Here is a 24,024-nt window from a genome sequence, read left to right as displayed (position 1 = left end):
TTACTCAATGAGAGACGCGATGAGCATCTACGGCGACTACATTAAGTCCGTCATTCGCACGGTTCCCGATTGGCCTGAACAGGGCGTGAATTTTCGCGACATCACCCCGTTGCTGCAAAATAGCGCGGCCTTTCGCAAGCTGATCGATAGCTTCGTTCACCGCTATCAGGAAATGAACCTGGATGCCATCGCGGCCATCGATGCGCGTGGCTTTATTATTGGTGCGCCGCTCGCTTATGAGTTGGGTTGCAGCTTTGTGCCGGTGCGTAAGAAGGGCAAGCTGCCTTTCAAGACCATCAGCGAGACTTATAAGCTGGAGTACGGGCATTCCGAAGTGGAGCTGCACTCCGATGCGTTCCAGAAAGATGACCGTATCCTGCTGATGGATGACCTGATCGCCACCGGTGGCACCATGCTGGCCGCGGCCAACCTCATTCAGCGCAGCGGTGGTCAGGTGGTTGAGACCGCCACCATTATTGATCTGCCTGAGCTGGGCGGATCGCAGAAAATTCGCGATGCTGGTTACAGTGTATTCGCAGTTTGTTCTTTCAACGAAGACGAGTAATGCCCCATGAGCAGCGATCGCTACCACCAACACTTCACTGTCTCCTGGGATCAGTTGCACCGCGATGTGCGCACCTTATGCCATCAAATGATCGAGCGTGATTTTAAAGGCATCGTAGCGATTACCCGCGGCGGTTTAATTCCCGCCGCGCTGATTGCTCGGGAGCTTAATATCCGGCTGATCGATACCGTGTGTATTAAAAGCTACGACCATATGGATCAGGGTGGCCTGGATATCATGAAGGGCGTCGATCATGACGGTGAAGGTTGGTTGCTGGTCGATGACTTGGTGGATACTGGCAAAACAGCGCGGGCAGTACGTAAAATGCTGCCTAAAGCTCACTTTGTGACTATCTACGCCAAGCCGGATGGCCGTCCCTTGGTGGATCAATACCTGACCGAAGTTGCCCAGCAGTGCTGGATTCAGTTCCCCTGGGATATGGGTGTTGCGTACGTTGAGCCGCTTGTTGATCAAATGAAGAGGTAATAATGGCCAATCCACTTCCCGACGATTGGAGTCAGTGGCTGGGTAATGAGTTTCAGGCTGACTATATGCTGGCGCTAAAAGACTTTTTGGCGCAGCAAAAAGCTGCGAAGAAGATCATATATCCCCACTCAACGCAGTGGTTTCGTGCCTTTGAACTGACCCCGTTGAACGAAGTGAAGGTGGTTATTTTAGGCCAGGATCCCTATCACGGGCCCAATCAGGCTCACGGTTTATGCTTTTCCGTGCAGCCCGGTGTACCCGTGCCACCGTCGCTGGTCAATATCTACAAGGAGTTGGCCACTGATGTTGGTTTTACCCCCGTGCGCCACGGCCATCTGGAAGCATGGGCCAAGCAGGGCGTGTTGTTGTTAAACACTTCGCTGACTGTGGAGCAGGGCAATGCGGCATCTCATCGCGGTAAGGGATGGGAGCCCTTCACTGACCGCGCGATTGAAACCGTCAGCCAGCACGCGCCGCCGTGTGTGTTTCTGCTGTGGGGCAGTCATGCGCGCCAGAAGAAGGCGTTAATCGACCAAAGGCGCCATTTAATACTGGAAGCCCCGCACCCATCACCGCTCTCTGCGCATCGGGGCTTTTTTGGTACCCGGCATTTTTCCCAAGCCAATCAATTTCTTCAGGCGCAAGGGCGAGCACCTATCGAATGGCAATTGCCTGAAACCCCTTAACCTCGTAAGTGGTTGCGGGTAGAATACGCGCAATTTTGTGCCTAGCTGATGCAACCTTGGTTGCCATTCTGAATCCCCTGCAGTGAGGAAGTCCCATGAGTGTTTACGCCATTAACCATCCGCTTGTACAACATAAGCTGGGTCTGATGCGCGAAGTTGACCTGAGCACTAAGAGCTTTCGTGAACTGGCAGGTGAAGTCGCCAAGCTGCTGACCTATGAAGCAACCAAAGGTCTTGAGCTGGAAGATCATGAAATCCAGGGATGGAACGGTGAGCCGATTGCAACGCGCCGATTAAAAGGTAAAAAAGTCACCGTCGTACCGATTCTGCGTGCCGGGCTCGGCATGCTGGAAGGCGTAACGGATCTAATCCCGAGTGCGCGGGTAAGCGTTGTAGGTCTTTATCGCGATGAAGAGACGCTACAGCCGGTGCCTTACTTTGCCAAGTTTGCCAACGATATCGAAGAGCGCATGGCGATCGTGATAGACCCCATGCTGGCCACCGGCGGTTCGATGGTAGCAACACTGGATATGCTGCGTGAGCGTGGCTGTGAGCATATGAAGGTGATCGTTCTCGTCGCCGCCCCTGAGGGTATCAAACGGGTGCAGGACGCTTACCCCGATATCGAAATTTACACCGCCTCGATCGATGACCGCCTCGACGAAAATGGCTACATCGTCCCCGGACTAGGTGACGCTGGCGATAAGATTTTCGGAACGCGCTAAGCATCGTTATTGACATTGCCCCTTACGCCCAGCGTCAGGGGCATTTTTTTGTATACCTGCTATCAAATCAATAATCACTAGGAATTCACTTATGCGTGAAGCTGCCAGTCAGGCTGAGTCGTGGCCAAAAGTCATTTTAACCGGCGCACAAATGCTATTTGTGGCGTTTGGCGCCTTGGTGTTAGTACCGCTTTTGACAGGACTCGACCCAAGCGTTGCGCTGTTCACGGCTGGGGTGGGAACCTTGGTATTTCATGGGGTCACCAAGCAGAGCGTGCCGGTGTTTTTAGCCTCATCGTTTGCCTTTATAGCGCCTATTCAAGGCTCTGTGGCGAGCTTTGGGGTTTCGGCGACCATGGGTGGGCTAATGGCGGCGGGACTGGTTTATGTGGCGATTTCCCAGGCTGTGCGCTTAAAAGGCACTGCCTGGCTGCATCGCTTGCTGCCCGCTGTGGTGGTGGGGCCGGTGATTATGGTGATTGGCCTGGCGCTGGCGCCGGTGGCGGTTAGCATGGCGACCGGTGAAACCAGTGACAATATCGGCTATGGCGCGGCGATTTTCTTATCAATGACCAGCTTGCTAGTCACGCTTGTGTTGGCCGTTTTTGGTCGCGGGCTACTTCGCCTAGTGCCGATTATGGGGGGCATTATCACCGGCTATTTTTTAGCGTTGCTGATGGGGGTAGTCGACTTTACGCCAGTGCATGAGGCGGCTTGGTTATCGATACCCAGCTTTACCGCACCCAGTTTTCACTGGGCTGCCATTCTGTTTATGATTCCGGTCGCGATTGCCCCAGCGGTAGAACACATTGGTGATATGGTGGCCATTGGTTCGGTGACCCGCAAAAACTACCTGGAAAAGCCTGGCCTGCATCGAACTCTGTTAGGCGATGGGCTGGCGACCAGCGTAGCAGCGCTGTTCGGCGGGCCGCCGAATACTACTTACTCGGAAGTCACCGGGGCGGTAACGCTTACTCGGGCATTTAATCCCAAGTACATGATTGTTGCCGCGATTATTGCCATTGTGCTGGCGTTTGTGTCCAAGCTTGGCGCGTTGCTGCAGACCATTCCTGGCCCGGTAATGGGCGGTATAATGACGCTGTTGTTTGGCTCCATTGCGGTGGTCGGTATGAACACACTGGTACGTGCAGGACAGTCGCTGACGGCGCCGCGCAACTTGGTCGTGGTTTCGCTGATACTGGTGTTCGGGATTGGCGGCATGCAGTTTGGTGGAGGCCAGTTTACGCTGCAGGGCGTTAGCCTAGCCGCTTTGGTGGGTATTGCGTTGAACTGGCTATTACCCCGTGAGCAAGAGGGCGAGTAGAGTCATCCTCTATAACGCTGTGTGAATCGTTAGAATGGTAGCGTGAGTGATCATCAGGAGTTTCGGCAGCATGGAAAACGAACTAACCGCACCTTTTCCCATACTGGGGGTTGCTGCCTGGAGCGGTACCGGAAAAACGACGCTGCTAGAGAAGCTGTTGCCACGATTAGGGGAGTATGGCTTGAGCGTCGCTGTCATCAAGCATGCGCACCACTCGTTTGATGTCGACCAGCCCGGCAAGGATAGCTATAAGCTGCGTAGCGCAGGTGCCGCCCCGATACTGGTGGCTTCCCGTCAGCGCTTTGCGCTGATGCAGGAAACCCCTGACCAGGAAGAGCCTGATTTAGCCCAGCTAATTGCCATGATGGTGCCGCACAAACCTGACCTGGTGATTGTCGAAGGCTTCAAGGCTTGGCCGATTCCCAAGCTGGTGCTATACCGCGAAGGGGTTGGCGATGTGGATATTTTAACCGGCCGATGGGTTGAGGCAGTCGCTCTCAGTGCGCCACCGCCTATCGACCTGGCGGCTTCGGTGGCTCAGTTAGATCTAGACGATAGCGAAGCGGTTGCACAATGGGTAGTGACCTGGTTAAGCGCTAAAAACGATACGATGTCTTCAAAAAATACGTCTTCAAAACATATGTCTTCAAAACAGCAATGGTGACAACATGCATTTGACCCACCTTAATACCCGTGGCGAAGCCAATATGGTGGACGTCGGCGATAAGCTGGAAACCCGCCGCGAAGCAGTCGCCTCCGGGCGCATTATAATGCAGCCTGAAACGCTGAAATTACTTAGCGATGGTGAACTGCCCAAGGGCGATGTGTTGGCCACCGCGCGTATCGCTGGTATCCAGGCGGCCAAACGTACTCATGAGCTGATTCCTCTCTGTCACTCACTGGCGCTCTCCAAGGTTTCTGTTGAGTTCGATATTGATGTGGCCGAATCCTGCGTTCATGTGACCTCGCTGTGTCGCTTGAATGGACGCACCGGGGTCGAAATGGAAGCCCTTACCGCTGTCTCAGTAGCCTGTTTGACGCTTTACGATATGTGCAAAGCGGTCGATAAAGGTATGCGTATCGAGGCTATACAACTCGACAGCAAGCAAGGTGGTCAGCGTGGCGACTACCAGCGTATGAGCACCCAGGCGCCGATTGTTACCGGTGACGGCGTAGCCGGAGAAGTCAGCTTGGGCGAGCGCTGCCCTTCACCCTGCGTGCGGGTTAAGTTTTTAGCCGAACTGCGCGAGTGGGTAGGCGAAAGTGAGACCGTCGTGAGTCTCGATCAACTGGCTAGCCGCGACATTAGTGGATTAAAAGCCGCGCTGGCCGAGCAGGATAGTCGCTTTAAACAACTCACCGACCAGCGTACGCTGTGTGCGATTAATCAGGTCATGGCCAATGACGAGGCGTTAGTGACCGATGATGACGAAGTGGCGTTTTTCCCGCCAGTAACAGGGGGGTGAGGGTGGATAATAAGCTGGATATTAAAGTAACGATTCAAGCAGCCTCGTTTCCAATGGACTACGGCTATGACGATGCCTTGGCTGGGCGTAGTGATATTGGCGCGGTGGTGAGTTTTACCGGCTTAGTGCGTGATTTTAATGAAACGCCGGACGTCACAGGGTTAACGCTGGAACACTATCCGGGAATGACCGAGCGTACGCTGACGGAGATTGGTGAACAGGCTTGGCAGCGCTGGTCGCTCCAAGCGGTGCGGATTATTCATCGTGTCGGTTACCTGGGGCCAGGCGATCCGATTGTGCGCGTACTCGTAGCCAGCGCACACCGGCGTGAGGCGTTCGAAGCCTGCGATTTTATTATGGATTACCTGAAAACCCAGGCGCCTTTCTGGAAGAAAGAGCACTCTGCCCAGGGCGAGTATTGGGTCAAAGAGCGTCACTCTGATCAACAAGATGCAGCGCGCTGGGAGTGAGACTGCCGCGTTGCTGCGCTTTTTTTTTCACAATAATGCACAGCTCTAACGATTGGCGGCGTTCTCCAGGGGGATGGTCTCTGGCATTTCGGCGGCCATAATCTGTAGATGCACGTCGGGCAGGTGCTGCATATGCTCCGCCAGCCACTGCACCATGCGAGGCTGTAATGCTTGGCGCAAGTCGGCAAGCGTCTCTGCTGCAATCTCCTCAAGCTGATCATCCAGCCAATCATTAAAGCTATCTTCATCTAGCGGGCTGGCCCCCGAGGCATCCAGCATCAAACGGCCAATACGCGCCCATCCAGTGTCAGTAGCCGTCACTGGCAGCGCTAAGTATAAGCTACCGCGACGGGCCTTGTTGGCGTCGTGCACCTCAAGACCAGGATGGGGCACCACGCTGTTTTGACTGACGATGCAGGGCGGCTGCGGATAGCGCGACTCACAGCGCAGCCCGTGACTGTCAAAGCAAATTAGATCGCCGTTCACCGGCGTCAATGGAGCGCTAATGCCTAGCTGTTTGGCAATAGTCTGATGAGCTTGTTGGTGACGGGCTTCGCCATGCACCGGTATGAGATGTTTTGGCCTGACCCACTGATACAGCTTGATCAGTTCATCCTGAGCGGGGTGCCCGGTAGCGTGCAGTTCAGGGTGGTTGAACTCGTCGTAGAGGTTGACACCTAAATGCGCCAAACGCTTTTTAAGCTGTTCAATGGGGCGTTCATTGCCAGGAATGGCTTTAGCCGAAAAAATAACGTTATCGCCCGGCTGAAGATCCACAAAAGGGTGGCGACCCTGGGCGAGGCGCTGTAGCGCAGCTCGGGGCTCACCCTGGCTACCGGTGGCGATAATCACCACTTCATCCGGGGGGAGGTAGCCTAAGTCATGATTGGGCACCAAAGGCGGTAAATCATCCATATAGCCGAGCCCCCGGGCAACGCTGACCATGCGCTCCATTGAACGGCCCATCAAGCTAATGCGTCGGCCACACTTCTGAGCGGCGCGCCCTATCGCTAACACCCGGGCAAGGTTACTGGCAAAGCAGGAGACCACCACCCGGCCCTGGCAGTTGCCGAGGGTTTTTGTCAGGGCGCGGGCGACGTCCCCCTCGCTACCGGAGTGCCCGGGCATGGGGGCGTTAGTGGAGTCGCCCACAACCAAGTCAACCGGGGCAAGCGCCTTGAAGAGGGCTGCACTGATCGGCGTGCCGATAATCGGTTCAGGGTCGAGTTTCCAGTCGCCGGTATGTAAAACGCGATAGCCACCGGCCATCATTATTAGCGCACAGCTTTCGGGAATCGAGTGGGTTAAAAGTAAATAGCGCAGCGTGAATGGCCCGCTCTCTAGGGCCTCGCCAGGTTCAATGACATGGATAGCCGCACTGCTAAGCTGATGCTCGGCAAATTTTAGCCGCAACAGGCCTGCCGCCAGCGGGGTGGCGTAAATGGGGCAGTTCCACATCGGCCATAGCCAGGCTGCGGCACCAATGTGGTCTTCGTGACCATGGGTGATAAATAGCGCTTTGGGCACGATCCCTAGTGCTTTCGGCGTATCAAGATTGGGTACCTGCAGTGGCGAGTTGGGAAGATCCTGGCGGATCATCATGCCGCAGTCCACGGCTATCCAGTGATCGTCATAGCCGTATAGCGTTAGATTCATTCCAATCTCACCGCATCCCCCCAGCGGCAACATGCGCAGCGGTGGACGACGACGGGGACGAATTTGAACGCGTGGTGAATGCATCTGTTATGAAAAACCTAAAAAGTAGTGACTTAACTATACGGGAAGGCAGGGGCAGCTAACAATCATCCATGGCCTTCCGATACACTATGCGACCTAAGCCGCTGGTTTGTCATAATTAACTTAGCAATAGGTCAAGAGTAGCTCACATGTCTCATTATTATCGTTTAGTGGTTTCCTGTCCTGACCGGGTGGGTATTGTTGCACGGGTATCGAGCTTTATTGCCCAGCAGGGCGGCTCCATTACCGAAGCCAGCCAGCACTCCGATTTAGAAACCGGCTGCTTTTTTATGCGCTACGAAATCCTGGCGGATTCGGTAGGTATGTCGGCGGAAGCGCTGAGCGCGGCATTTGAACCGATAGCCAGCGAATTCAATATGCAGTGGTCGCTGGTGGATACCCAGCAGCGTAGGCGCGTAGTGCTGATGGTGTCGCGGGAGTCACATTGCTTGGTAGATCTACTTTACCGCTGGCAGGCGGGGGAACTGGATTGCGACATTGTCGGGGTTATCTCCAACCATGATGATATGCGTTCGCTGACGGAGTGGTACGGTATTCCTTATCACCATGTACCGGTCGACCCCGACAATAAGCAAGCATCGTTTGCCAAGGTTCAGGCCGAAATCGACAGTGCCCGCGCCGACTGCGTGGTGCTGGCGCGCTATATGCAAATACTGCCCCCTGAGCTGTGCGCGCGCTATGCGGGGCGAGTGATCAATATTCACCACAGCTTTTTGCCCTCTTTTGCCGGGGCTAAGCCCTACCACCAGGCCTACCAGCGGGGGGTTAAGCTGATTGGCGCTACCTGCCACTATGTGACCGAGGAACTCGACGCAGGCCCCATCATCGAACAGGATATCCATCGCGTTAGCCACTGTCATACGCCTACTGATCTAGTCCGCTTTGGTCGTGATGTGGAGAAAGCCGTGCTCGCTCGAGGTTTGCGTTGGCACTTAGAGGATCGTGTGTTGGTGCATGGCAACAAGACAGTGGTATTTAGCTAAGTACTCTATAATGCCCGCCCATCAACCTGAGAGGCCGCCATGTCATTTGCGCAAAGTGTATTAGCGCCCTGGGCGCTGCTGTTCACCTGGCTACTCTCGTTAGCAGTGATCGCATGGGCGCTTTGGGGGCGGCCCTGGCAGGTGTTGATAGCGGATTCAGCGCTTCAGCACCGCTGGCTGGGTACTACGCTGGCGGTGATGCTGATGTGGCAGCTTCGTGCCCAGGCTGTTGATTGGCTAACGCTACACCTTGTTTTTACAGTATTGATGACACTGGTTTTTAAAGCGCCATTAGCGCTGATTAGCAACGTGCTGATCAACATTGCCATGGTGGTGATTGGCCGCAATGAGTGGATGTTGCTGGGGGCAAATGTGCTGGTTACCGGGATCGTCCCGGCGGCCGTTATTGGCACGGTATGGCGGCTGGTAGATCGCCGCCTGCCGGATAACTTGATGGTCTTTCTGTTTGCCTGCGGCTTTTTTGGCGCGGCGCTGGCAACGCTGGGAGGAGGCTTGGCGGCGGTAGTGCTGATTATCGTCGCGGGTACAGACCCTGAGGCGATCTATCTCGCCCAGGAGTATGCGCGTTTTTTACCACTGCTAATGCCTTCAGAGGCATTTATTACTGGCATGCTGTTGAGCATCCTGCTGGTCTATCACCCAAACTGGGTGGCCACCTTCAATGACCACCGCTATATCGACCTGCAGTAGCGGATTTATTAGCCGAGTGCCTGGCCGTTGCCACCACGAATTACGCCGACTCCAACGCCTTCAATATCGAGCGCTTGAGAGCGCAGGTCGATTTCAATGGGCGCAAAATCAGGGTTCTCTGCAAACAGCGTCACTTGGTGCCCCTGGCGTTTGAAGCGTTTAACCGTTACTTCATCGTCCAGGCGGGCAACCACGATCTGGCCATCGCGAACCCGGTCAGTGCGATGAACCGCCAGTAAATCACCTTCCAAAATGCCAATATCCTTCATGGAAAGGCCGCGTACGCGCAGCAGATAGTCAGCTTTGGGAGTGAAGTACTCGGCCGGTAGCGGGCAGTAGCGATCAATATGTTCGGCGGCCAAAATGGGGCTGCCGGCAGCTACTTCCCCGATCACAGGCAGGCCAGTGGGTGGGGCTTCCACGTTGGTTGTGGGTAAGGCGGTGACTGCGCTATCCAGGACTTCTTGAGGTTCCTGGTTGGGCAGGCGGATGCCGCGAGAGGTGTTGCGGATAATGCGAATAACACCTTTGCGTTCCAGCGCGCGCAGGTGCTCTTCAGCCGCATTGGGTGAGCGGAAGCCAAGTGCTTTGGCAATCTCGGCGCGGGTAGGAGGGTAGCCAAATTCGCCCATGGTCTTAACGATAAAATCAAACACGTGCTGTTGGCGAGCGGTTAGCGGACGCGACATACCAGACTCCATAAATAGTGAATAGACAGTAACAAGTTAAATGTCGACTTAATCAATAAGTGTTTAAGTATACAGTATGTTCCTCTGTCCAGTATATGGCTTGTCTGTGCCTATTGCCGATGTCTATGCAATTTTTCTAATCGTTTGAAACTAAGTTTCTGCTTATTTAATACGTCACATTTTGTCAATAAATCAAGCGTTGAGCCCGCCTACGTTATGGCATAGTATTTTGCTATGTTTTAAACACCTGTTTCCCTGGAGAGCGACATGGCTCAATCTGATACGGTGACCCGTATACTCGACACCGCCGAGGTGCTGTTTGCAGAGCGGGGTTTTGCTGAAACTTCGCTGCGCAACATCACTAGCAAAGCGCGGGTTAACTTAGCCGCTGTTAATTACCATTTTGGTTCCAAAAAAGCCTTGATTCAGGCCGTTTTTGCCCGCTACCTGGATCCGTTTAGTCAGCGCTTTCATACTGCGCTAGATGAGCTCGAGGGCCAACACGCCGGGCGCGTTATCCCGCTGGAAACACTGCTCGAGACCATGGCAACTACCGTTCTCGCGGTGCCCGCCGAGCGCAATAGTTTGAAAGTGTTTATGCGCCTGCTGGGTCTTGCCTACAGTCAAGCACAGGGACATCTAAGACGTTATATCCAGGAAGAGTATGGCGATGTGTTTACACGCTTCACCGAGCTTGTGCGCAAAGCAACGCCGGATCTGCCTGACGCCGAGCGTTTTTGGCGGCTACACTTTGTGCTCGGCACGGTAATCTTTACCCTGTCTGGCCTCGATGCGCTACGCGATATCGCGGAGAAGGATTACCACGAGCAGGTATCTGTGCGTGATTTGGTCAGGCGATTGCTCCCGGTAGTGGTGGCTGCTATGAATGCGCCGTTACCCATAGCCCTTGACGGTGCCAAGCCAGAAGAAGGAAAACATGCGAACTCCTACGCTAGCTGAGCTACCTCCAACGGAACATATCTGGCTGGAGATTGATACTACCGAACAGTTGCTGCGCTGTTGGCGAGGGCCAAAAGTGCTCCATGAGTGTTCTATTTCATCCGGTGCTGCCGGAAGCGGGGAGCGCAATGGCAGTGGTAAAACCCCCCGCGGGTGGCACTATGTGCGCGCGGCCATTGGCGGAGATATGCCCGAAAATGCGGTGTTTCGAGGTCGCCGCTGGACGGGCGAGACATTTTCGCCCGAACTCGCCGAAGAGCATCCAGAGCGTGACTGGATTCTGACCCGCATACTGTGGCTGTGTGGCTTGGAAAAGGACGTGAACCGCGGTGGTCAGGTGGACTCGCAACGGCGCTATATTTACCTGCACGGGACGCCGCCTGACGAGCCCATGGGCGTTGCTGCGTCCCACGGCTGTATTCGTTTACGCAATAGTGATTTGCTCTATATCTTTTCGTTAGCGTTGCCGGGTACCCCTGTTTGGTTGCACGGTGGCCGCCAGTCCTTTGATTGATCAGATTTTGACACCGCTAGACGATCGTCTAGAATCATCGCCCCTTTTCATGGACCTATCACGATGACTCAACCGTTAGGCCCGGTCATGCTTGACCTTGAAGGCCCAAAATTGACGGCTGCAGAAAAACGCTTGCTGCTAGAACCGACGGTAGGGGGCGTAATTTTGTTTGCCCGCAACGTTGAAAATGGCTATCAGGTTCGCAAGCTCTGCAGCGATATTCGCCGTGTGCGTGCTGATTTACTGCTTGCCGTGGATCAAGAAGGCGGTCGCGTTCAGCGCATAAAAGAGGGGTTAACACGCCTGCCTGCCATGGCGCGTATCGGCGAGTGTTACCGCGCTGCCCAGGGAGAGGGGCTGGCGTTAGCTAAAGATGCCGGCTGGTTGTTAGGGATGGAGATGGCTGCCTGCGGTCTGGATCTGAGCTTCGCCCCGGTACTTGATGTGGAGAGCGGTCTATCCAGCGTTATTGGTGATCGTAGTTTCAGCAGTGACCCACAGCACGTAGCCCAGCTGGGCAATGCATTTATTCAGGGGCTTCACGATGCCGGTATGGCCGCTGTGGGTAAGCACTTTCCCGGCCACGGTGGTGTCGCGGCGGACTCACACGTTGCATTGCCGATAGACGATCGCCCGCTAGAAGTGATGAAACAGCACGATCTTGTGCCCTTTACCCAGTTAGCTTCACAGTTAGATGGGATTATGCCCGCACACGTTATTTATAGTGCTTTTGATACGCGCCCAGCAGGCTTTTCACCCAACTGGTTGGGCATGCTGCGGGAATCGCTAGGCTTCAAAGGCTGCATTTTTTCAGATGACCTGAGTATGGCCGGCGCCCACGAGGCGGGAGACCCCAAAGCGCGTGCCCAGGCAGCGCTGGCAGCAGGCTGCGATATGCTGCTGGTATGTAATGACCGAGCCTCCGCGCTTGAAGTGATGGAGGCATGCCACGGAATCAATTCTAAGCGCCCCGCTAAGTTGCGCTATAGCCGTGCGCGCCCAGACCTAGATGCGCTGAGTGCATTGGGCCGTTGGCGTCGTACTCACGCTAAGCTGGAAGCGCTAGCGGATAAGCCCAAGTCCAGTGCGGAAGCAGAGTAAGCCCAGCGCTGAATAAATCTCTTACTTAAATAAATGAAGTTTTAACCCGCCGTGGAGTTGGTAGATGTCAAAGTTGGATAAAGAAGCATTAGAGTCGCTGGACTCGATGCGTGAGCTGATGGATAACGCCGACTGCCTAATTTCTCAGCAAGAGGTAGAGCGGGCGCTGGATCGTATGGCGGAAGAGATTACTCGGGATTTAGGCGATAAACTGCCGGTTTTTTACTGCGTAATGAATGGTGGCTTGATTACCACCGGTCATCTGCTTACCCGCTTGGGCTTTCCGTTGGAAGTAGATTATTTGCATGCCACTCGCTACCGCAACGAGCTGCGCGGCGGCGAGCTTTTTTGGCGCGTTTCCCCTGAAGTGCCCATGGCGGGCCGTCACGTAGTGATTGTTGACGATATCCTGGATGAGGGGGCGACCCTGGCGGCCATTTTGGCTTACTGCGAAGAGGCCCAGGCCGCCAGCGTTACCACAGCGGTGTTGGTCGATAAACAGCACAACCGCAAAGCAGTGCCTGGGTTGAAAGCCGACTACTGCAGCCTGGAAGTTGCCGACCGTTATGTGTTTGGCTTTGGTATGGATTACAAAGGCTACTGGCGCAACGCGCCGGGAATTTTTGCCCCCAAAGGCATGTAATCCACTGGGGGCTTGCGTAGTTTTTGTAGTAGTTTTTACATTAGCGGGGCGAGAAACGCCTCGCTAAGCCGGTTTCAGCAATCATCCGCGTTGAAATCTCCTCCACCGAGAAGCGTGTCGCATCGATGAAGGGAATGTGCATGGTGCGGTAGAGCGACTCGGCCTGTTCCACTTCTTGTAGGCACTGATCCATCGAGCTATAGCGGCTATTGGGGCGTCTCTCGTTGCGAATTGCCGACAAGCGTCGCGCATCGATGGTTAACCCAAACAGCTTTTGCCGATGGGGCACGAGCGCCTTGGGTAGCTTCAGCATGCCATCTTCGTCTAAATCGTCTTCCGTCAGCGGGTAGTTAGCCGCCCGAATGCCAAACTGCAGCGCCAGATAAAGCGAGGTAGGTGTTTTGCCGCAGCGCGAGACGCCAACCAGGATGATATCCGCTTTATCGTATTGGTGGGTGCGTGCACCGTCATCATTATCCAGCGCGAAGTGGACGGAGTGGATACGATCCATGTAGACATCATCGCTGCCTATCGAGTGAGTGCGCCCAACGCTGTAGGAGGAGTGGGTCTCTAGTTCTTGCTCTAAGGGCTCCAGAAAGGTGGAAAAAATATCGACCTTAAAGCCGGACGCCTTACGAATAACGTCGCGTATTTGTTGATCCACAATGGTGTCAATGATAATGGGGCGATGACCATCCCGGTTGGCTGTCGACTCAATAATCGCTGCTAACGCCTGCGCTTTTTCCAACGTATCGATATAGGGCTTGGTCTGCATATCGATCTCAACATCGCTGAACTGGGCCAGCAAGCTACGTCCTAAACTTTCCGCCGTGATGCCGGTACCATCTGAAATAAAAAAAGCCGTACGTTTCATAACTAAGTCCACGGGTGAGTGATACGGCTATTGTGAGCCGAGCTGTTTGTCAGCACAACGTGTCATCATTGGGCGTTTTGGCGGGCTCAAATGTATCTGACTACATAAATAGCCCAAAAAGCCCTGCTGTTGTAAAAATCCTCCACTCTCTTCGCTATTAGACCAATGGCGAATATATTGGCGTGGTGCTAGGGTGTCTCAATCAATTATCCATGATCGTCAAGGTCATGCAGATATCTATGAGCGAGGGGGTTACGTGGAAGAGTACATTCTGTGGTTCGATCAGCTGGGCATGGCGGACGTCGAACGCGTAGGTGGTAAAAACGCCTCGCTGGGTGAAATGATTTCTAACCTGTCCGGTGCTGGCGTGACGGTTCCTGGCGGTTTTGCCACCACCGCCCACGCTTATCGTGAATTTCTCTCCCACGAAGGATTAAACGAGCGCATTAATGCCACCCTGGCCCGTCTGGACGTCGATGACGTTAAAGCGCTGGCTGAGGCGGGCCGCAATATACGCCAATGGATCATCGATACGCCGCTACCTCCTACCTTTGAATCGGCCCTGCGCGATGCCTACGGCCAGCTGCAGCAACAGCACCCGCAACTGAAAGTAGCCGTGCGCAGCTCAGCCACCGCGGAAGATCTACCCGACGCTTCCTTTGCAGGCCAACAGGAAACCTTCCTGAATATCGAAGGCTTCGACAATATCAAGCGTGCAGTGCACGAGGTTTTTGCCTCGCTGTTTAACGATCGTGCGATCTCCTACCGAGTGCACCGTGGCTACGCCCACGAAAATGTCGCCTTGTCGGCGGGCGTTCAGAAAATGGTGCGTTCAGAGACCGGTGCGGCAGGCGTTATGTTTACCCTGGACACCGAATCCGGCTTTAAAGACGCCGTTTTTGTCACTGGCTCCTGGGGCTTGGGCGAAACCGTGGTGCAGGGTGCAGTCAATCCCGACGAGTTCTACGTGCACAAGCCGACCCTGGCGGCGGGCCGCCCGGCGGTGCTGCGCCGTAATTTAGGTTCCAAGCTGATCAAGATGGTTTATGGGCAGGATGCCAGCGCCGGTAAATCGGTTGAGACCGTCGATGTGCCCCATGCCGACCGCGGCCGCTTCTGTATCAACGATCAGCAAGTGATGGATCTGGCCCGTCAGGCGATGACTATCGAGCAGCACTACCAGCGGCCCATGGATATTGAGTGGGCGTTAGATGGCGATGATGGTCGGCTTTACATCGTCCAGGCGCGTCCTGAAACGGTGGTCTCTCAGCAGGAGGGCGGTAAACTCGAGCGCTTCCAGCTGCGTGAAAAGGGTCGTACGTTAATAACCGGCCGAGCGATTGGTCAACGTATTGGCCGGGGTACCGTCAAAGTCGTGCTCAGCCCTGATGACATGGATAAGATCCATGATGGCGATATCCTGGTCACCGATATGACCGACCCGGATTGGGAGCCGATCATGAAACGTGCTTCCGCGATCGTCACCAATCGCGGTGGGCGTACCTGTCATGCGGCGATTATCGCCCGTGAGTTGGGTATTCCCGCTGTCGTTGGCTGTGGTGATGCGACTACCCAGTTAAAAGAGGGTATCGATGTCACGGTTTCTTGTGCGGAAGGCGATACCGGCAATGTGTATGAAGGGCTGTTGGAGTTTGATTGCAAAGTCTCCAGCGTCGATGCGATGCCGGAAATCCCCTTTAAAATTATGATGAATGTGGGCAACCCTGACCGCGCCTTTGGGTTTGCCAGTCTGCCTCACGCAGGCGTGGGTTTAGCGCGTTTGGAATTTATCATTAACCGCATGATCGGCGTCCACCCTAAAGCGCTGTTGGAGTACGACACGCTGCCGGTTGATTTACAGCAGGTGATCGATTTACGTACTGCGGGTTACACCGACCCGGTCAGCTTCTATGTCGATAAACTGGTTGAAGGTATCTCCACGCTAGCGGCAGCGTTTCATCCCCAGCGCGTCATCGTGCGGCTGTCCGACTTTAAATCCAACGAATACGAAAACCTGATTGGCGGCAAACTCTATGAGCCGGGGGAAGAGAACCCCATGCTCGGTTTCAGGGGGGCATCGCGCTACATTTCAGAGGCGTTCAGGCCCTGCTTTGAACTCGAGTGCCGAGCGCTCAAGCGGGTGCGTGAAGAGATGGGCTTCGAGAATATCGAAATCATGGTGCCCTTTGTGCGTACCACCGACGAAGCACGTGAGGTGGTAGAGCTGTTGGCGGCTAATGGCCTCGAACGTGGCGGCCCCACAGGGCTTAAAGTGATTATGATGTGCGAGCTGCCCGCCAACGCACTGCTGGCCGATGAGTTCCTTGAGTATTTTGATGGTTTCTCCATTGGTTCAAACGACCTGACCCAGCTAACGTTAGGTTTGGATCGTGATTCCGGCATCGTGGCGCATCTGTTTGACGAGCGTAATGGGGCGGTTAAAAAGCTCCTGGCCATGGCCATTCAAGCCTGTAAGGCGAAGGGCAAATATGTTGGTATCTGCGGACAGGGGCCGTCAGACCATCCTGACTTGGCTAAATGGTTGATGGAGCAGGGTATCGATTCTGTATCACTCAACCCCGATGCGGTGCTGGAAACCTGGTTTATGCTGGCAGGGCAAAAAATCGACTAATCGAGCCTACCCTAGTTTTTACTTTACGCCCGGCCATTGTGCCGGGCGTTGATGTTTTAATAGGCTACTCTTTTGGAGTGGTTTTTTAACTTGTCATGGAGAGCGCTGAGATGTCACCAAAATCGGTTAAGTATGCGCTACCTGTTCTGCTGGTAGCGCCATTGTATAGTTGGGGGTTTAGCTATGAGACACCCTCCATTTCCCCTGAAAGCGAATCGGGCTATGAAGAGAAGCCCGGCTGGGAAGCCGAGTCATTTGCGGTGGCAGCAGCTAACCCGCTCGCCACCGATGCCGGTTACCAAGTACTTAAAGCCGGTGGTAACGCCATTGATGCGGCCATTGCGGTGCAGATGGTGTTGAACCTAGTTGAGCCTCAGTCCAGTGGTATTGGTGGTGGTGCTTTTTTGATGTACTTCGATGGCGATGAAGTGCGTGCCTACGATGGTCGTGAAACCGCGCCCCAAGGCGTTAACGGTGAGCTGTTTATGCAGGATGGCGAGCCGCTGGCGTTTAATGAAGCAGTGGTTAGCGGCCTCTCAGTGGGAGTGCCAGGCACGCTGCGTATGCTTGAGAAAGCCCACGCTGAGCACGGTGAGCTGGCCTGGGAAGAGCTGTTTATCCCGGCAATCACCCTGGCCGAGGAGGGCTTTGAGGTTAGCAATCGGTTGCATACCAGCTTGGCTGGTGATGAGTTTCTGCGCCAAGACCCAGTAGCGAGCCAGTTTTATTATGATTCAGACGGTGAGCCTATCGCCGTTGGTGAAACGCTCAAAAACCCAGCGTTGGCAGCCGTTCTTCGCCGCGTCGCTGAGCAAGGCAGCGTCGCCTTGTACGAAGGAGCCGTGGCACAGGACATCGTTGAGCGCGTTCAGAACCACCCTGAGCGTCCAGGCAGTTTGACGCTTGAGGATATGAGTGGCTACCAGGCGCTTAACCGAGAACCGCTGTGTACGCCTTGGCAACAGTGGGAAGTATGTGGTTTCCCGCCACCCTCATCGGGTCATCTGACCGTGATGCAGATTTTAGGCATGCTTGATCAGCAGCCACTGCTTGAAGCCCCGTTAGACAGTGGTGCTGCAAGCAGTGGGTGGCTGCATCAATTCTTGGAAGCCTCACGCCTGGCCTTTGCGGATCGTGGCCGTTACATTGCCGACCCCGATTTTGTCGAGGCGCCGGGCGGCGACTGGTCACTGATGCTGGCCCCGGAATACCTGGAGCAGCGCAGTGCACTTATCGAAGAGATGAGCATGGGCGACAGCGCTGAACCGGGTAACCCTGGGGAGCTTGACGTGAGCTGGGCTAGCCAGCCCGAACAGCCCGAGTACGGTACTAGCCATATCAGTATTGTCGATGAGGAGGGCACCGCGGTGGCTATGACCACCACCATCGAGCAGGCGTTTGGCTCGCGAATTATGTCCGACGGTGGCACGGGGCTAGCGGGTGGTTTCCTGCTCAATAACGAGCTCACCGATTTTTCATTTACCCCTGAAGTAGATGGCGAGCCCGTAGCGAACCGGGTAGAGCCCGGCAAGCGTCCCCGCTCCAGCATGAGCCCGACCCTGGTATTTGATCAAGAAACCGGCGAGCTGGTAGCCAGCTTGGGCTCCCCAGGTGGCGCCGCCATTATTCATTACACCGCCCGTACATTAGTCGCACTGCGCGACTGGGGGTTAAGCGCTCAAGAGGCGCTCAACCTTCCCCATGCTATTACTTTGGGTGGGGATGTCTATGTGGAAGAGGGGCGTTTTCCTGAGGCAACCATAGAATCACTGCGTGATCGTGGTCATACGGTCAGCGAGCGGGAGCTAACCAGCGGCCTTCAGGCCATTATGCGCCTTGAAGATGGCACTCTGTTTGGTGGTGCTGACCCTCGGCGCGAAGGGGTGGTAATGGGCGATTAGTCCAACCTCTATTGGCGAAGCCAGTTGCGCAGCTTCACTAGCATTAGTGCACCGTCGCTTAATTCGCGGCGGACTTGAATAAGTTCGTTTAAACGATCTGGGTAGTCGGTGATAATCGCATCGACCCCCAGATCAATCAGCGTTGACATACGAGCTCGGTCATTGACGGTCCAGGCGTGTATTTCGTAACCATATAGTCGCGCTAAGCGAACTTCCCCTTCCGTGATGCGGTTATGGCGTAGCCCAAGGGCATCAAAGTCACGCCGGTTTAGCGTGCCGGGCAGTATAAGCTGGGCCAGTAAGGTAACGCGCAATTCAGGTGCTTGGACTTTGATATGTTTAAGTAATGATGGGGACATGGTAGCCATGCGCATATCCATTAGCGCATTGGGAAAACCGCACGCTGTATAGCCGTCAAAAGCGCTTTGTTGGGTTGCCCAGCAGCGATAGCGCACGTCACTCTCTGCATTCAAAGTCTCGATAATGGCATCGGCTAGCGCCTGTTCTTGCCCCGGCAGAGGCTTGATGTCGATCATTAGTCCGGCTTTTCCGCGCACTCTTTGCAGCGCTTCATCCAAGCCTGGAATGTTCTCACCTTGATAAGCATCACCAAACCAGCTTCCTACATCGAATTGGCTGAGTTCTTCTCTGGTTAGCTCGCCAAACTCACGAGGATCGCCGGTTAGCCGCGCCATGCTGCGATCGTGGTAAAGCATAACCTGTTGGTCACGGCTCAAACGTACGTCTATTTCGATATAGTCGGCGCCATCAAGTAGTGACTGCTCCAGCGCGGCAAGGGTATTTTCGGGGGCCACCATGGAGCTTCCACGGTGGGCAATCACCGCGACGTTGTCACGTATCTCAAAGCTATTGAGTATCCACCATGCTTGAAGGCCGGCAAAAATGAGTACGCTAAGCTCTACCGCCCAGGCCAGTTTGCCTGCATTAATATCCTCAGGTGGCGGTGCGGGTCGAGCTTCTCGGTGGGCCAACTGCATATAGAGGCAGGCGGAAAGCAGCGCATTGGTGGCAATACCGATAAAGGTAATGGCCAGGGTGATCAGCACATAGCCGAGTAAGTAGGCCAGCATGGCTGGGATGAGCACGGCATTATGCTCAGGCAGCCACCACAGAAGCGGCGTGAATAGTCGGTCAAAGAGCAGTGTCACCAGTAGCGGCAGGCTAACAATCACAACCAATAGCAGAAGTACCGCAGCGCCAATGGAGCGGCGCCAGCCGCGGGTTAAGCTAACGCTTCGTTTAAGTGCCTGCCAGGGGTTACAGCTTTCCAACGCAACGAGGGGGAGCGCCAATAGCCAGCGCAGGTAGAGCCATGACGCTACCCATACCCAGGCAATAATCAGTGGCAGCGCGCACGCCATGAAATACCACAGTGCAGGGGGACGCACGCGCTGAAGATAGTAGGGGTCTATACCACTCAGCCAGAAATCGTAAAGCCACGCGAGCCCAGCCATAAAGGGCACGAGCAGTAGTAAGTGGGTGCCTACCTGGAGTATGACAAGACCCGCGAGGGCAGGTAGCCGACGGGTGCTTAGCCAGAGTGCTTCAAGGGCCAGCCGATAGTGATTGTCACGGGGCCTGACGGCGACCTGCAGCATGCCTGCCTGCTGCCAGTAAATAATCAAAAAAGCGAACCCAAGCCCTACCAGCATGCCTACCAAACCCAGCGGGCTAAACAGTAGTGCGATCAATTCATCGTTGGTGACCACTGTACGGTTGAGTTGGGCAAGCAGCCAGCGTGTCATCCAGGTGATCGCTGGCAGCAGCAAGGCTGAGGCAAGCAGGGTAAAAAACAGGTGGTAGGCGATCAGTGGGCGAAGATGATCGCGCAGCGTGCGTAGTAAGGCAGAGCCAAGGTAGGTTAAAGGCTGCATCGTCATTAAACGGTAAGAATGAGCCACCAGGGTGGCAGTAACCGCCACACCTGGCAAGAGGCTCTTTTAAGACAAATTTAATGACTACGGAGGTCTTTGTTAGGAAAGTGGCAGCTCTTGCTCGGCAACAATAATGCCGTTGTTATCTGCATACAGCCACTGTCCAGGCTGAAGAGTAACACCAGCAAAGGCGACGTCAATATCGCGTTGTCCTTCGCCGCGTTTTTCGCTTTTGCGCGGATGGCTGCCTAGCGCCTGAACGCCAATCGGCAGGGAGGCGAGTATATCCACATCGCGCACGCAGCCGTACATAACGACGCCCGCCCAGCCGTTGGCGACGGCCTGCTCGGCGAGCATATCCCCCAGCATGGCGCAGCGGTGCGAACCACCCGCATCCACCACCAGCACCGCGCCGTTACCCGGCTCGGCAACGGCCTGTTTCACCATGGAGTTATCTTCAAAGCATTTGATTGTACGAATAGGGCCATAGAAAGCTTCAAGCCCGCCAAAATTGGCAAATAACGGGTCAAGCACCGCAACCTCTGGATGCGCATCGCAGAGATCGGGCGTCACTATATCAATCGACTTCGTCATCACAAGCTCCTAAGGGTAAACACTGTTGGATTACCGGACAGTTTAGAAAGGTAGAGCATAAAAAACGCCCCGCCCTGTAAAACAGTGGCGGGGCGTTCGGTCATCGACTCAGAAAATGCAACGTGTCACATCTTCTGCGATGGTGCGAGCATCGGCGATGAGGCGGTCTATCTCAAGTGCTTAACAAGCGTTAGGCTTCTTGAGCGACCGGAATCACGTTTGAGGCTATCTTTTGATACTCCTCAATCTCGTGAAAGTTCATATAACGATAAATCTCGCCCGCCATAGCGTCAAACTCACCCATATAGCGTTGATACTCTTCAACGCTGGGTAGGCGTCCTTCTACTGCGGCAACGGCCGCCAGTTCCGCAGAGGCGAGGTACACATTGGCACCGTCACCCAAACGGTTCGGGAAGTTACGTGTAGACGTAGACACCACGGTGCTCTTAGCGGCAACGCGGGCCTGGTTACCCATACACAATGAACAACCCGGCATCTCCATACGGGCACCGGCACGGCCATAAATACCGTAGTAGCCCTCTTCGGTCAGCTGATGCTGATCCATTTTCGTCGGTGGTGCCAGCCACAGCCGGGTTTTTAAGCTACCGGCAGGCTGCTTCTCAAGCAGTTTGCCAGCAGCCCGGAAGTGGCCGATGTTGGTCATGCATGAACCGATAAAGACTTCGTCGATTTTCTGGCCAGCGACTTCAGACAGCAGGCGCGCATCGTCCGGGTCATTCGGCGCACAAAGAACCGGCTCTTTAATTTCAGCCAGATCAATTTCGATAACTTCGGTGTACTCGGCATCCTGGTCGGCACGCATCAAGCTGGGGTTGGCCAGCCACGCTTCCATGCCTTCAATACGACGGCTAATGGTGCGTTCATCGCCATAACCGTTGCCCATCATCCACTTCAACAGGGTGATGTTGGACTTCAAGTACTCGGCAACGCTCTCTTCAGACAGCGTAATGGTACAGCCAGCGGCGGAGCGCTCGGCGGATGCATCAGAAAGCTCGAAGGCTTGCTCAACGGTTAAATCTTCAAGTCCTTCGATTTCCAACACACGCCCGGAGAAGGCATTTTTCTTGTTGGATTTATCAACGGTCAGCAGGCCTTGCTTGATGGCGTAAAGTGGAATGGCGTGAACCAGGTCACGCAGCGTAACGCCAGGCTGGCGCTTGCCCTTGAAGCGCACCAATACCGACTCCGGCATATCCAACGGCATAACGCCGGTGGCAGCAGCAAACGCTACCAGGCCTGAACCGGCCGGGAATGAGATGCCGAGCGGGAAACGGGTGTGCGAGTCACCGCCGGTGCCCACCGTATCAGGCAGCAGCATGCGGTTGAGCCAGCTGTGGATGATACCGTCACCGGGGCGTAGCGAAACACCGCCACGGTTCATAATGAAGTCGGGCAGGGTGTGGTGAGTATCCACATCTACGGGCTTCGGGTAAGCCGCGGTGTGACAGAACGACTGCATGACCAGGTCGGCTTGGAAGCCAAGGCAGGCAAGGTCTTTCAGCTCATCACGGGTCATCGGGCCGGTGGTGTCTTGCGAGCCAACGGTGGTCATCTTGGGTTCGCAGTACATGCCGGGGCGAACGCCCTCTAAACCGCACGCTTTACCGACCATTTTCTGCGCTAAGGTGAAGCCTTTGCTGGTATCTTTAGGCTGGTCAGGTAGGCGGAAAACGTCAGAGGTGGGCAGGCCCAGTGACTCACGCGCCTTGCCAGTCAAACCACGGCCAATGATCAGGGGAATACGGCCACCAGCGCGTACTTCATCCAGAATCAGCTGCGTTTTAAGCTCGAAGGTGGTGATTACCTCGTCGCTATCGTGCTTGCACACTTTACCTGCGTAGGGGTAAACATCGATGACATCGCCCATATTCAGGTTGGTGACGTCCATCTCAATCGGCAAGGCGCCCGAATCTTCCATGGTGTTAAAGAAAATAGGCGCAATTTTACTACCAAAGCAGAAACCGCCAGCGCGCTTGTTAGGAGCGTAGGGGATATCGTCGCCGAAGAACCACAGTACCGAGTTAGTGGCTGACTTACGCGATGAGCCGGTGCCGACCACGTCGCCTACATAAACGACGGGAAAGCCTTTGGCTTTAACGTCTTCGATCTGCTTGAGCGGGCCAGTGGTACCTGGAACCACTGGCTCAATGCCGTCGCGCTCATTTTTGAGCATGGCGTTGGCATGGAGCGGAATATCCGGACGTGACCAGGCATCCGGCGCGGGAGACAGGTCATCGGTATTGGTTTCGCCCGGGACTTTAAACACGCTCAAGGTGATTTTTTCAGCCAGTGCCGGCTTAGACAGGAACCACTCGGCGTCTGCCCAGGACTGAATAACCTCTTTAGCGACGCTGTTGCCGTTCTTGGCGCGGCTTTCCACATCATGGAAGGCGTCGAACATCAGCAGTGTGTGCTTGAGCTGCTCGCCTGCTTCTCGGGCAAGCTCCTCGTTATCGAGTAGCTCTACCATTGAAACGATGTTGTAGCCACCCTGCATGGTACCCAGTAGCTTGACGGCGTGAATCTTGTCGATCAGCGGAGAGCTCGCTTCACCTTTCGCAATGGCGGTGAGAAAGCCTGCTTTTACATAAGCTGCCTCGTCAACGCCCGGCGGAACGCGGTTGGTGATTAAGTCGAGGATAAACTCCTCTTCACCGGCCGGTGGCGTCTTCAGCAGCTCAACCAGTAAGGCTACTTGTTCGGCGTTTAGGGGTTTGGGCGGGACGCCCTCAGCTGCACGTTCCTCGACATGTTGGCGGTAAGCTTCAAGCACGTTGGGGCCCTCTCATTCACGTTTCATTTACTTTATGGTGATGGCCTGCACGGTGCACGGTGGTGGCCGCGCAGTGGGTGTAGAGTGGGGCCGATCACATATGACATACGCTTGACAAACAGCGTGTGGTTGGATGGCTGCGATTCTACGGCAAACTGTCGACAATGTTAAGCTGGCAAGCAAAGACGACTCTTGTACTTTATGTTGATACCTTGATTTAAACGGATCAAAAAAACGCTTTTTATTAGCCTAT

22 protein-coding genes are annotated in these 24,024 nt (G+C 54.9%); 16 read left to right on the top strand and 6 right to left on the bottom strand.

The genetic code is table 11. The features are described 5' to 3' along the window. Positions 1-19: 19 nt before the first annotated feature. From ACW17M_RS06465 to moaE, 8 genes are all read left to right on the top strand, one after another. Positions 20-565 carry an adenine phosphoribosyltransferase gene (locus ACW17M_RS06465; protein WP_180095184.1) on the top strand — a complete coding sequence of 182 codons (546 nt, stop codon included), beginning with the start codon at positions 20-22 and terminating at the stop codon, positions 563-565. A gap of 6 nt (positions 566-571) precedes the next feature. Beyond that, the gene (gene gpt / locus ACW17M_RS06460; RefSeq protein ID WP_009286932.1) at positions 572-1,051 is read left to right on the top strand and encodes a xanthine phosphoribosyltransferase; all 480 of its coding nucleotides are present in this window, start codon (positions 572-574) and stop codon (positions 1,049-1,051) included. A gap of 2 nt (positions 1,052-1,053) precedes the next feature. Beyond that, positions 1,054-1,737 carry a uracil-DNA glycosylase gene (ung, locus tag ACW17M_RS06455; RefSeq protein WP_009286931.1) on the top strand — a complete coding sequence of 228 codons (684 nt, stop codon included), beginning with the start codon at positions 1,054-1,056 and terminating at the stop codon, positions 1,735-1,737. 95 nt (positions 1,738-1,832) lie between these two features. After that, positions 1,833-2,462, top strand: a complete 630-nt coding sequence (upp, locus tag ACW17M_RS06450; RefSeq protein WP_009286930.1) for a uracil phosphoribosyltransferase — start codon at positions 1,833-1,835, stop codon at positions 2,460-2,462. A gap of 91 nt (positions 2,463-2,553) precedes the next feature. Continuing rightward, positions 2,554-3,786 (top strand): uracil-xanthine permease family protein, encoded by a 1,233-nt coding sequence (locus ACW17M_RS06445; RefSeq protein ID WP_009286929.1) that lies wholly within the window; start codon positions 2,554-2,556, stop codon positions 3,784-3,786. A gap of 70 nt (positions 3,787-3,856) precedes the next feature. Continuing rightward, complete coding sequence (gene mobB, locus ACW17M_RS06440; protein WP_039859034.1) at positions 3,857-4,450, top strand: molybdopterin-guanine dinucleotide biosynthesis protein B; 594 nt, start codon at positions 3,857-3,859, stop codon at positions 4,448-4,450. A 4-nt stretch (positions 4,451-4,454) separates the two neighbouring features. After that, on the top strand, positions 4,455-5,252 hold the full coding sequence (gene moaC, locus ACW17M_RS06435; RefSeq protein ID WP_457547067.1) for a cyclic pyranopterin monophosphate synthase MoaC: 798 nt from the start codon (positions 4,455-4,457) through the stop codon (positions 5,250-5,252). A 2-nt stretch (positions 5,253-5,254) separates the two neighbouring features. Next, positions 5,255-5,722, top strand: coding sequence for a molybdopterin synthase catalytic subunit MoaE (gene moaE, locus ACW17M_RS06430; RefSeq protein ID WP_457547066.1), 468 nt, complete (start codon positions 5,255-5,257; stop codon positions 5,720-5,722). A 45-nt stretch (positions 5,723-5,767) separates the two neighbouring features. Here moaE and ACW17M_RS06425 read toward each other — a convergent pair whose 3' ends face one another. Further along, entirely contained in the window at positions 5,768-7,378 is a 1,611-nt protein-coding gene (locus ACW17M_RS06425) for a ribonuclease J (protein WP_457547189.1), read from the bottom strand. 230 nt (positions 7,379-7,608) lie between these two features. Between ACW17M_RS06425 and purU the strand changes: the two genes are divergently transcribed. Both purU and ACW17M_RS06415 read left to right on the top strand, forming a co-directional pair. Beyond that, on the top strand, positions 7,609-8,463 hold the full coding sequence (purU, locus tag ACW17M_RS06420; protein ID WP_009286925.1) for a formyltetrahydrofolate deformylase: 855 nt from the start codon (positions 7,609-7,611) through the stop codon (positions 8,461-8,463). A 39-nt stretch (positions 8,464-8,502) separates the two neighbouring features. Beyond that, positions 8,503-9,174: an energy-coupling factor ABC transporter permease gene (locus ACW17M_RS06415; protein WP_457547065.1), complete on the top strand. Its 672-nt coding sequence runs from the start codon at positions 8,503-8,505 to the stop codon at positions 9,172-9,174. A gap of 8 nt (positions 9,175-9,182) precedes the next feature. Here ACW17M_RS06415 and lexA read toward each other — a convergent pair whose 3' ends face one another. Continuing rightward, positions 9,183-9,863, bottom strand: coding sequence for a transcriptional repressor LexA (gene lexA, locus ACW17M_RS06410; RefSeq protein ID WP_022523251.1), 681 nt, complete (start codon positions 9,861-9,863; stop codon positions 9,183-9,185). A gap of 267 nt (positions 9,864-10,130) precedes the next feature. On the opposite strand from lexA, the gene ACW17M_RS06405 reads away from it, so the two are divergent. From ACW17M_RS06405 to ACW17M_RS06390, 4 genes are all read left to right on the top strand, one after another. Then, positions 10,131-10,823 (top strand): TetR/AcrR family transcriptional regulator, encoded by a 693-nt coding sequence (locus ACW17M_RS06405; protein WP_022523252.1) that lies wholly within the window; start codon positions 10,131-10,133, stop codon positions 10,821-10,823. Continuing rightward, a complete protein-coding gene (locus ACW17M_RS06400) occupies positions 10,801-11,337 on the top strand; it encodes a L,D-transpeptidase family protein (protein WP_457547064.1) in 537 nt (178 codons plus the stop codon). Before ACW17M_RS06405 ends, ACW17M_RS06400 begins: the two co-directional genes overlap by 23 nt. Before the next feature lie 63 nt (positions 11,338-11,400). Next, positions 11,401-12,438 carry a beta-N-acetylhexosaminidase gene (nagZ, locus tag ACW17M_RS06395; RefSeq protein WP_141441026.1) on the top strand — a complete coding sequence of 346 codons (1,038 nt, stop codon included), beginning with the start codon at positions 11,401-11,403 and terminating at the stop codon, positions 12,436-12,438. A gap of 64 nt (positions 12,439-12,502) precedes the next feature. Further along, complete coding sequence (locus tag ACW17M_RS06390) at positions 12,503-13,081, top strand: hypoxanthine-guanine phosphoribosyltransferase (protein WP_009286922.1); 579 nt, start codon at positions 12,503-12,505, stop codon at positions 13,079-13,081. 40 nt (positions 13,082-13,121) lie between these two features. Here ACW17M_RS06390 and ppsR read toward each other — a convergent pair whose 3' ends face one another. Next, positions 13,122-13,955: a posphoenolpyruvate synthetase regulatory kinase/phosphorylase PpsR gene (gene ppsR, locus ACW17M_RS06385; protein WP_022523255.1), complete on the bottom strand. Its 834-nt coding sequence runs from the start codon at positions 13,953-13,955 to the stop codon at positions 13,122-13,124. A gap of 256 nt (positions 13,956-14,211) precedes the next feature. Here ppsR and ppsA point away from each other — a divergent pair, with 256 nt between their 5' ends. Then, complete coding sequence (gene ppsA / locus ACW17M_RS06380; protein WP_027957454.1) at positions 14,212-16,587, top strand: phosphoenolpyruvate synthase; 2,376 nt, start codon at positions 14,212-14,214, stop codon at positions 16,585-16,587. 110 nt (positions 16,588-16,697) lie between these two features. Beyond that, positions 16,698-18,488 carry a gamma-glutamyltransferase gene (gene ggt, locus ACW17M_RS06375; RefSeq protein WP_457547063.1) on the top strand — a complete coding sequence of 597 codons (1,791 nt, stop codon included), beginning with the start codon at positions 16,698-16,700 and terminating at the stop codon, positions 18,486-18,488. Positions 18,489-18,496: 8 nt separating this feature from the next. On the opposite strand, the gene ACW17M_RS06370 is transcribed toward ggt, so the two are convergent. The 3 genes from ACW17M_RS06370 to acnB form a co-directional block, all read right to left on the bottom strand. Next, positions 18,497-20,440 (bottom strand): glycerophosphodiester phosphodiesterase family protein, encoded by a 1,944-nt coding sequence (locus ACW17M_RS06370; RefSeq protein WP_457547062.1) that lies wholly within the window; start codon positions 20,438-20,440, stop codon positions 18,497-18,499. A 42-nt stretch (positions 20,441-20,482) separates the two neighbouring features. After that, entirely contained in the window at positions 20,483-20,977 is a 495-nt protein-coding gene (gene rraA, locus ACW17M_RS06365) for a ribonuclease E activity regulator RraA (protein ID WP_457547061.1), read from the bottom strand. Positions 20,978-21,167: 190 nt separating this feature from the next. Next, entirely contained in the window at positions 21,168-23,771 is a 2,604-nt protein-coding gene (acnB, locus tag ACW17M_RS06360) for a bifunctional aconitate hydratase 2/2-methylisocitrate dehydratase (protein ID WP_009286917.1), read from the bottom strand. Between the last annotated feature and the right edge of the window lie 253 nt (positions 23,772-24,024).

The organism is Vreelandella sp. 2A-K22 (genome assembly GCF_054065485.1).
The sequence above is the reverse complement of the archived record's forward strand: the minus strand, read 5'-3'. Positions and strand labels throughout refer to the sequence as shown.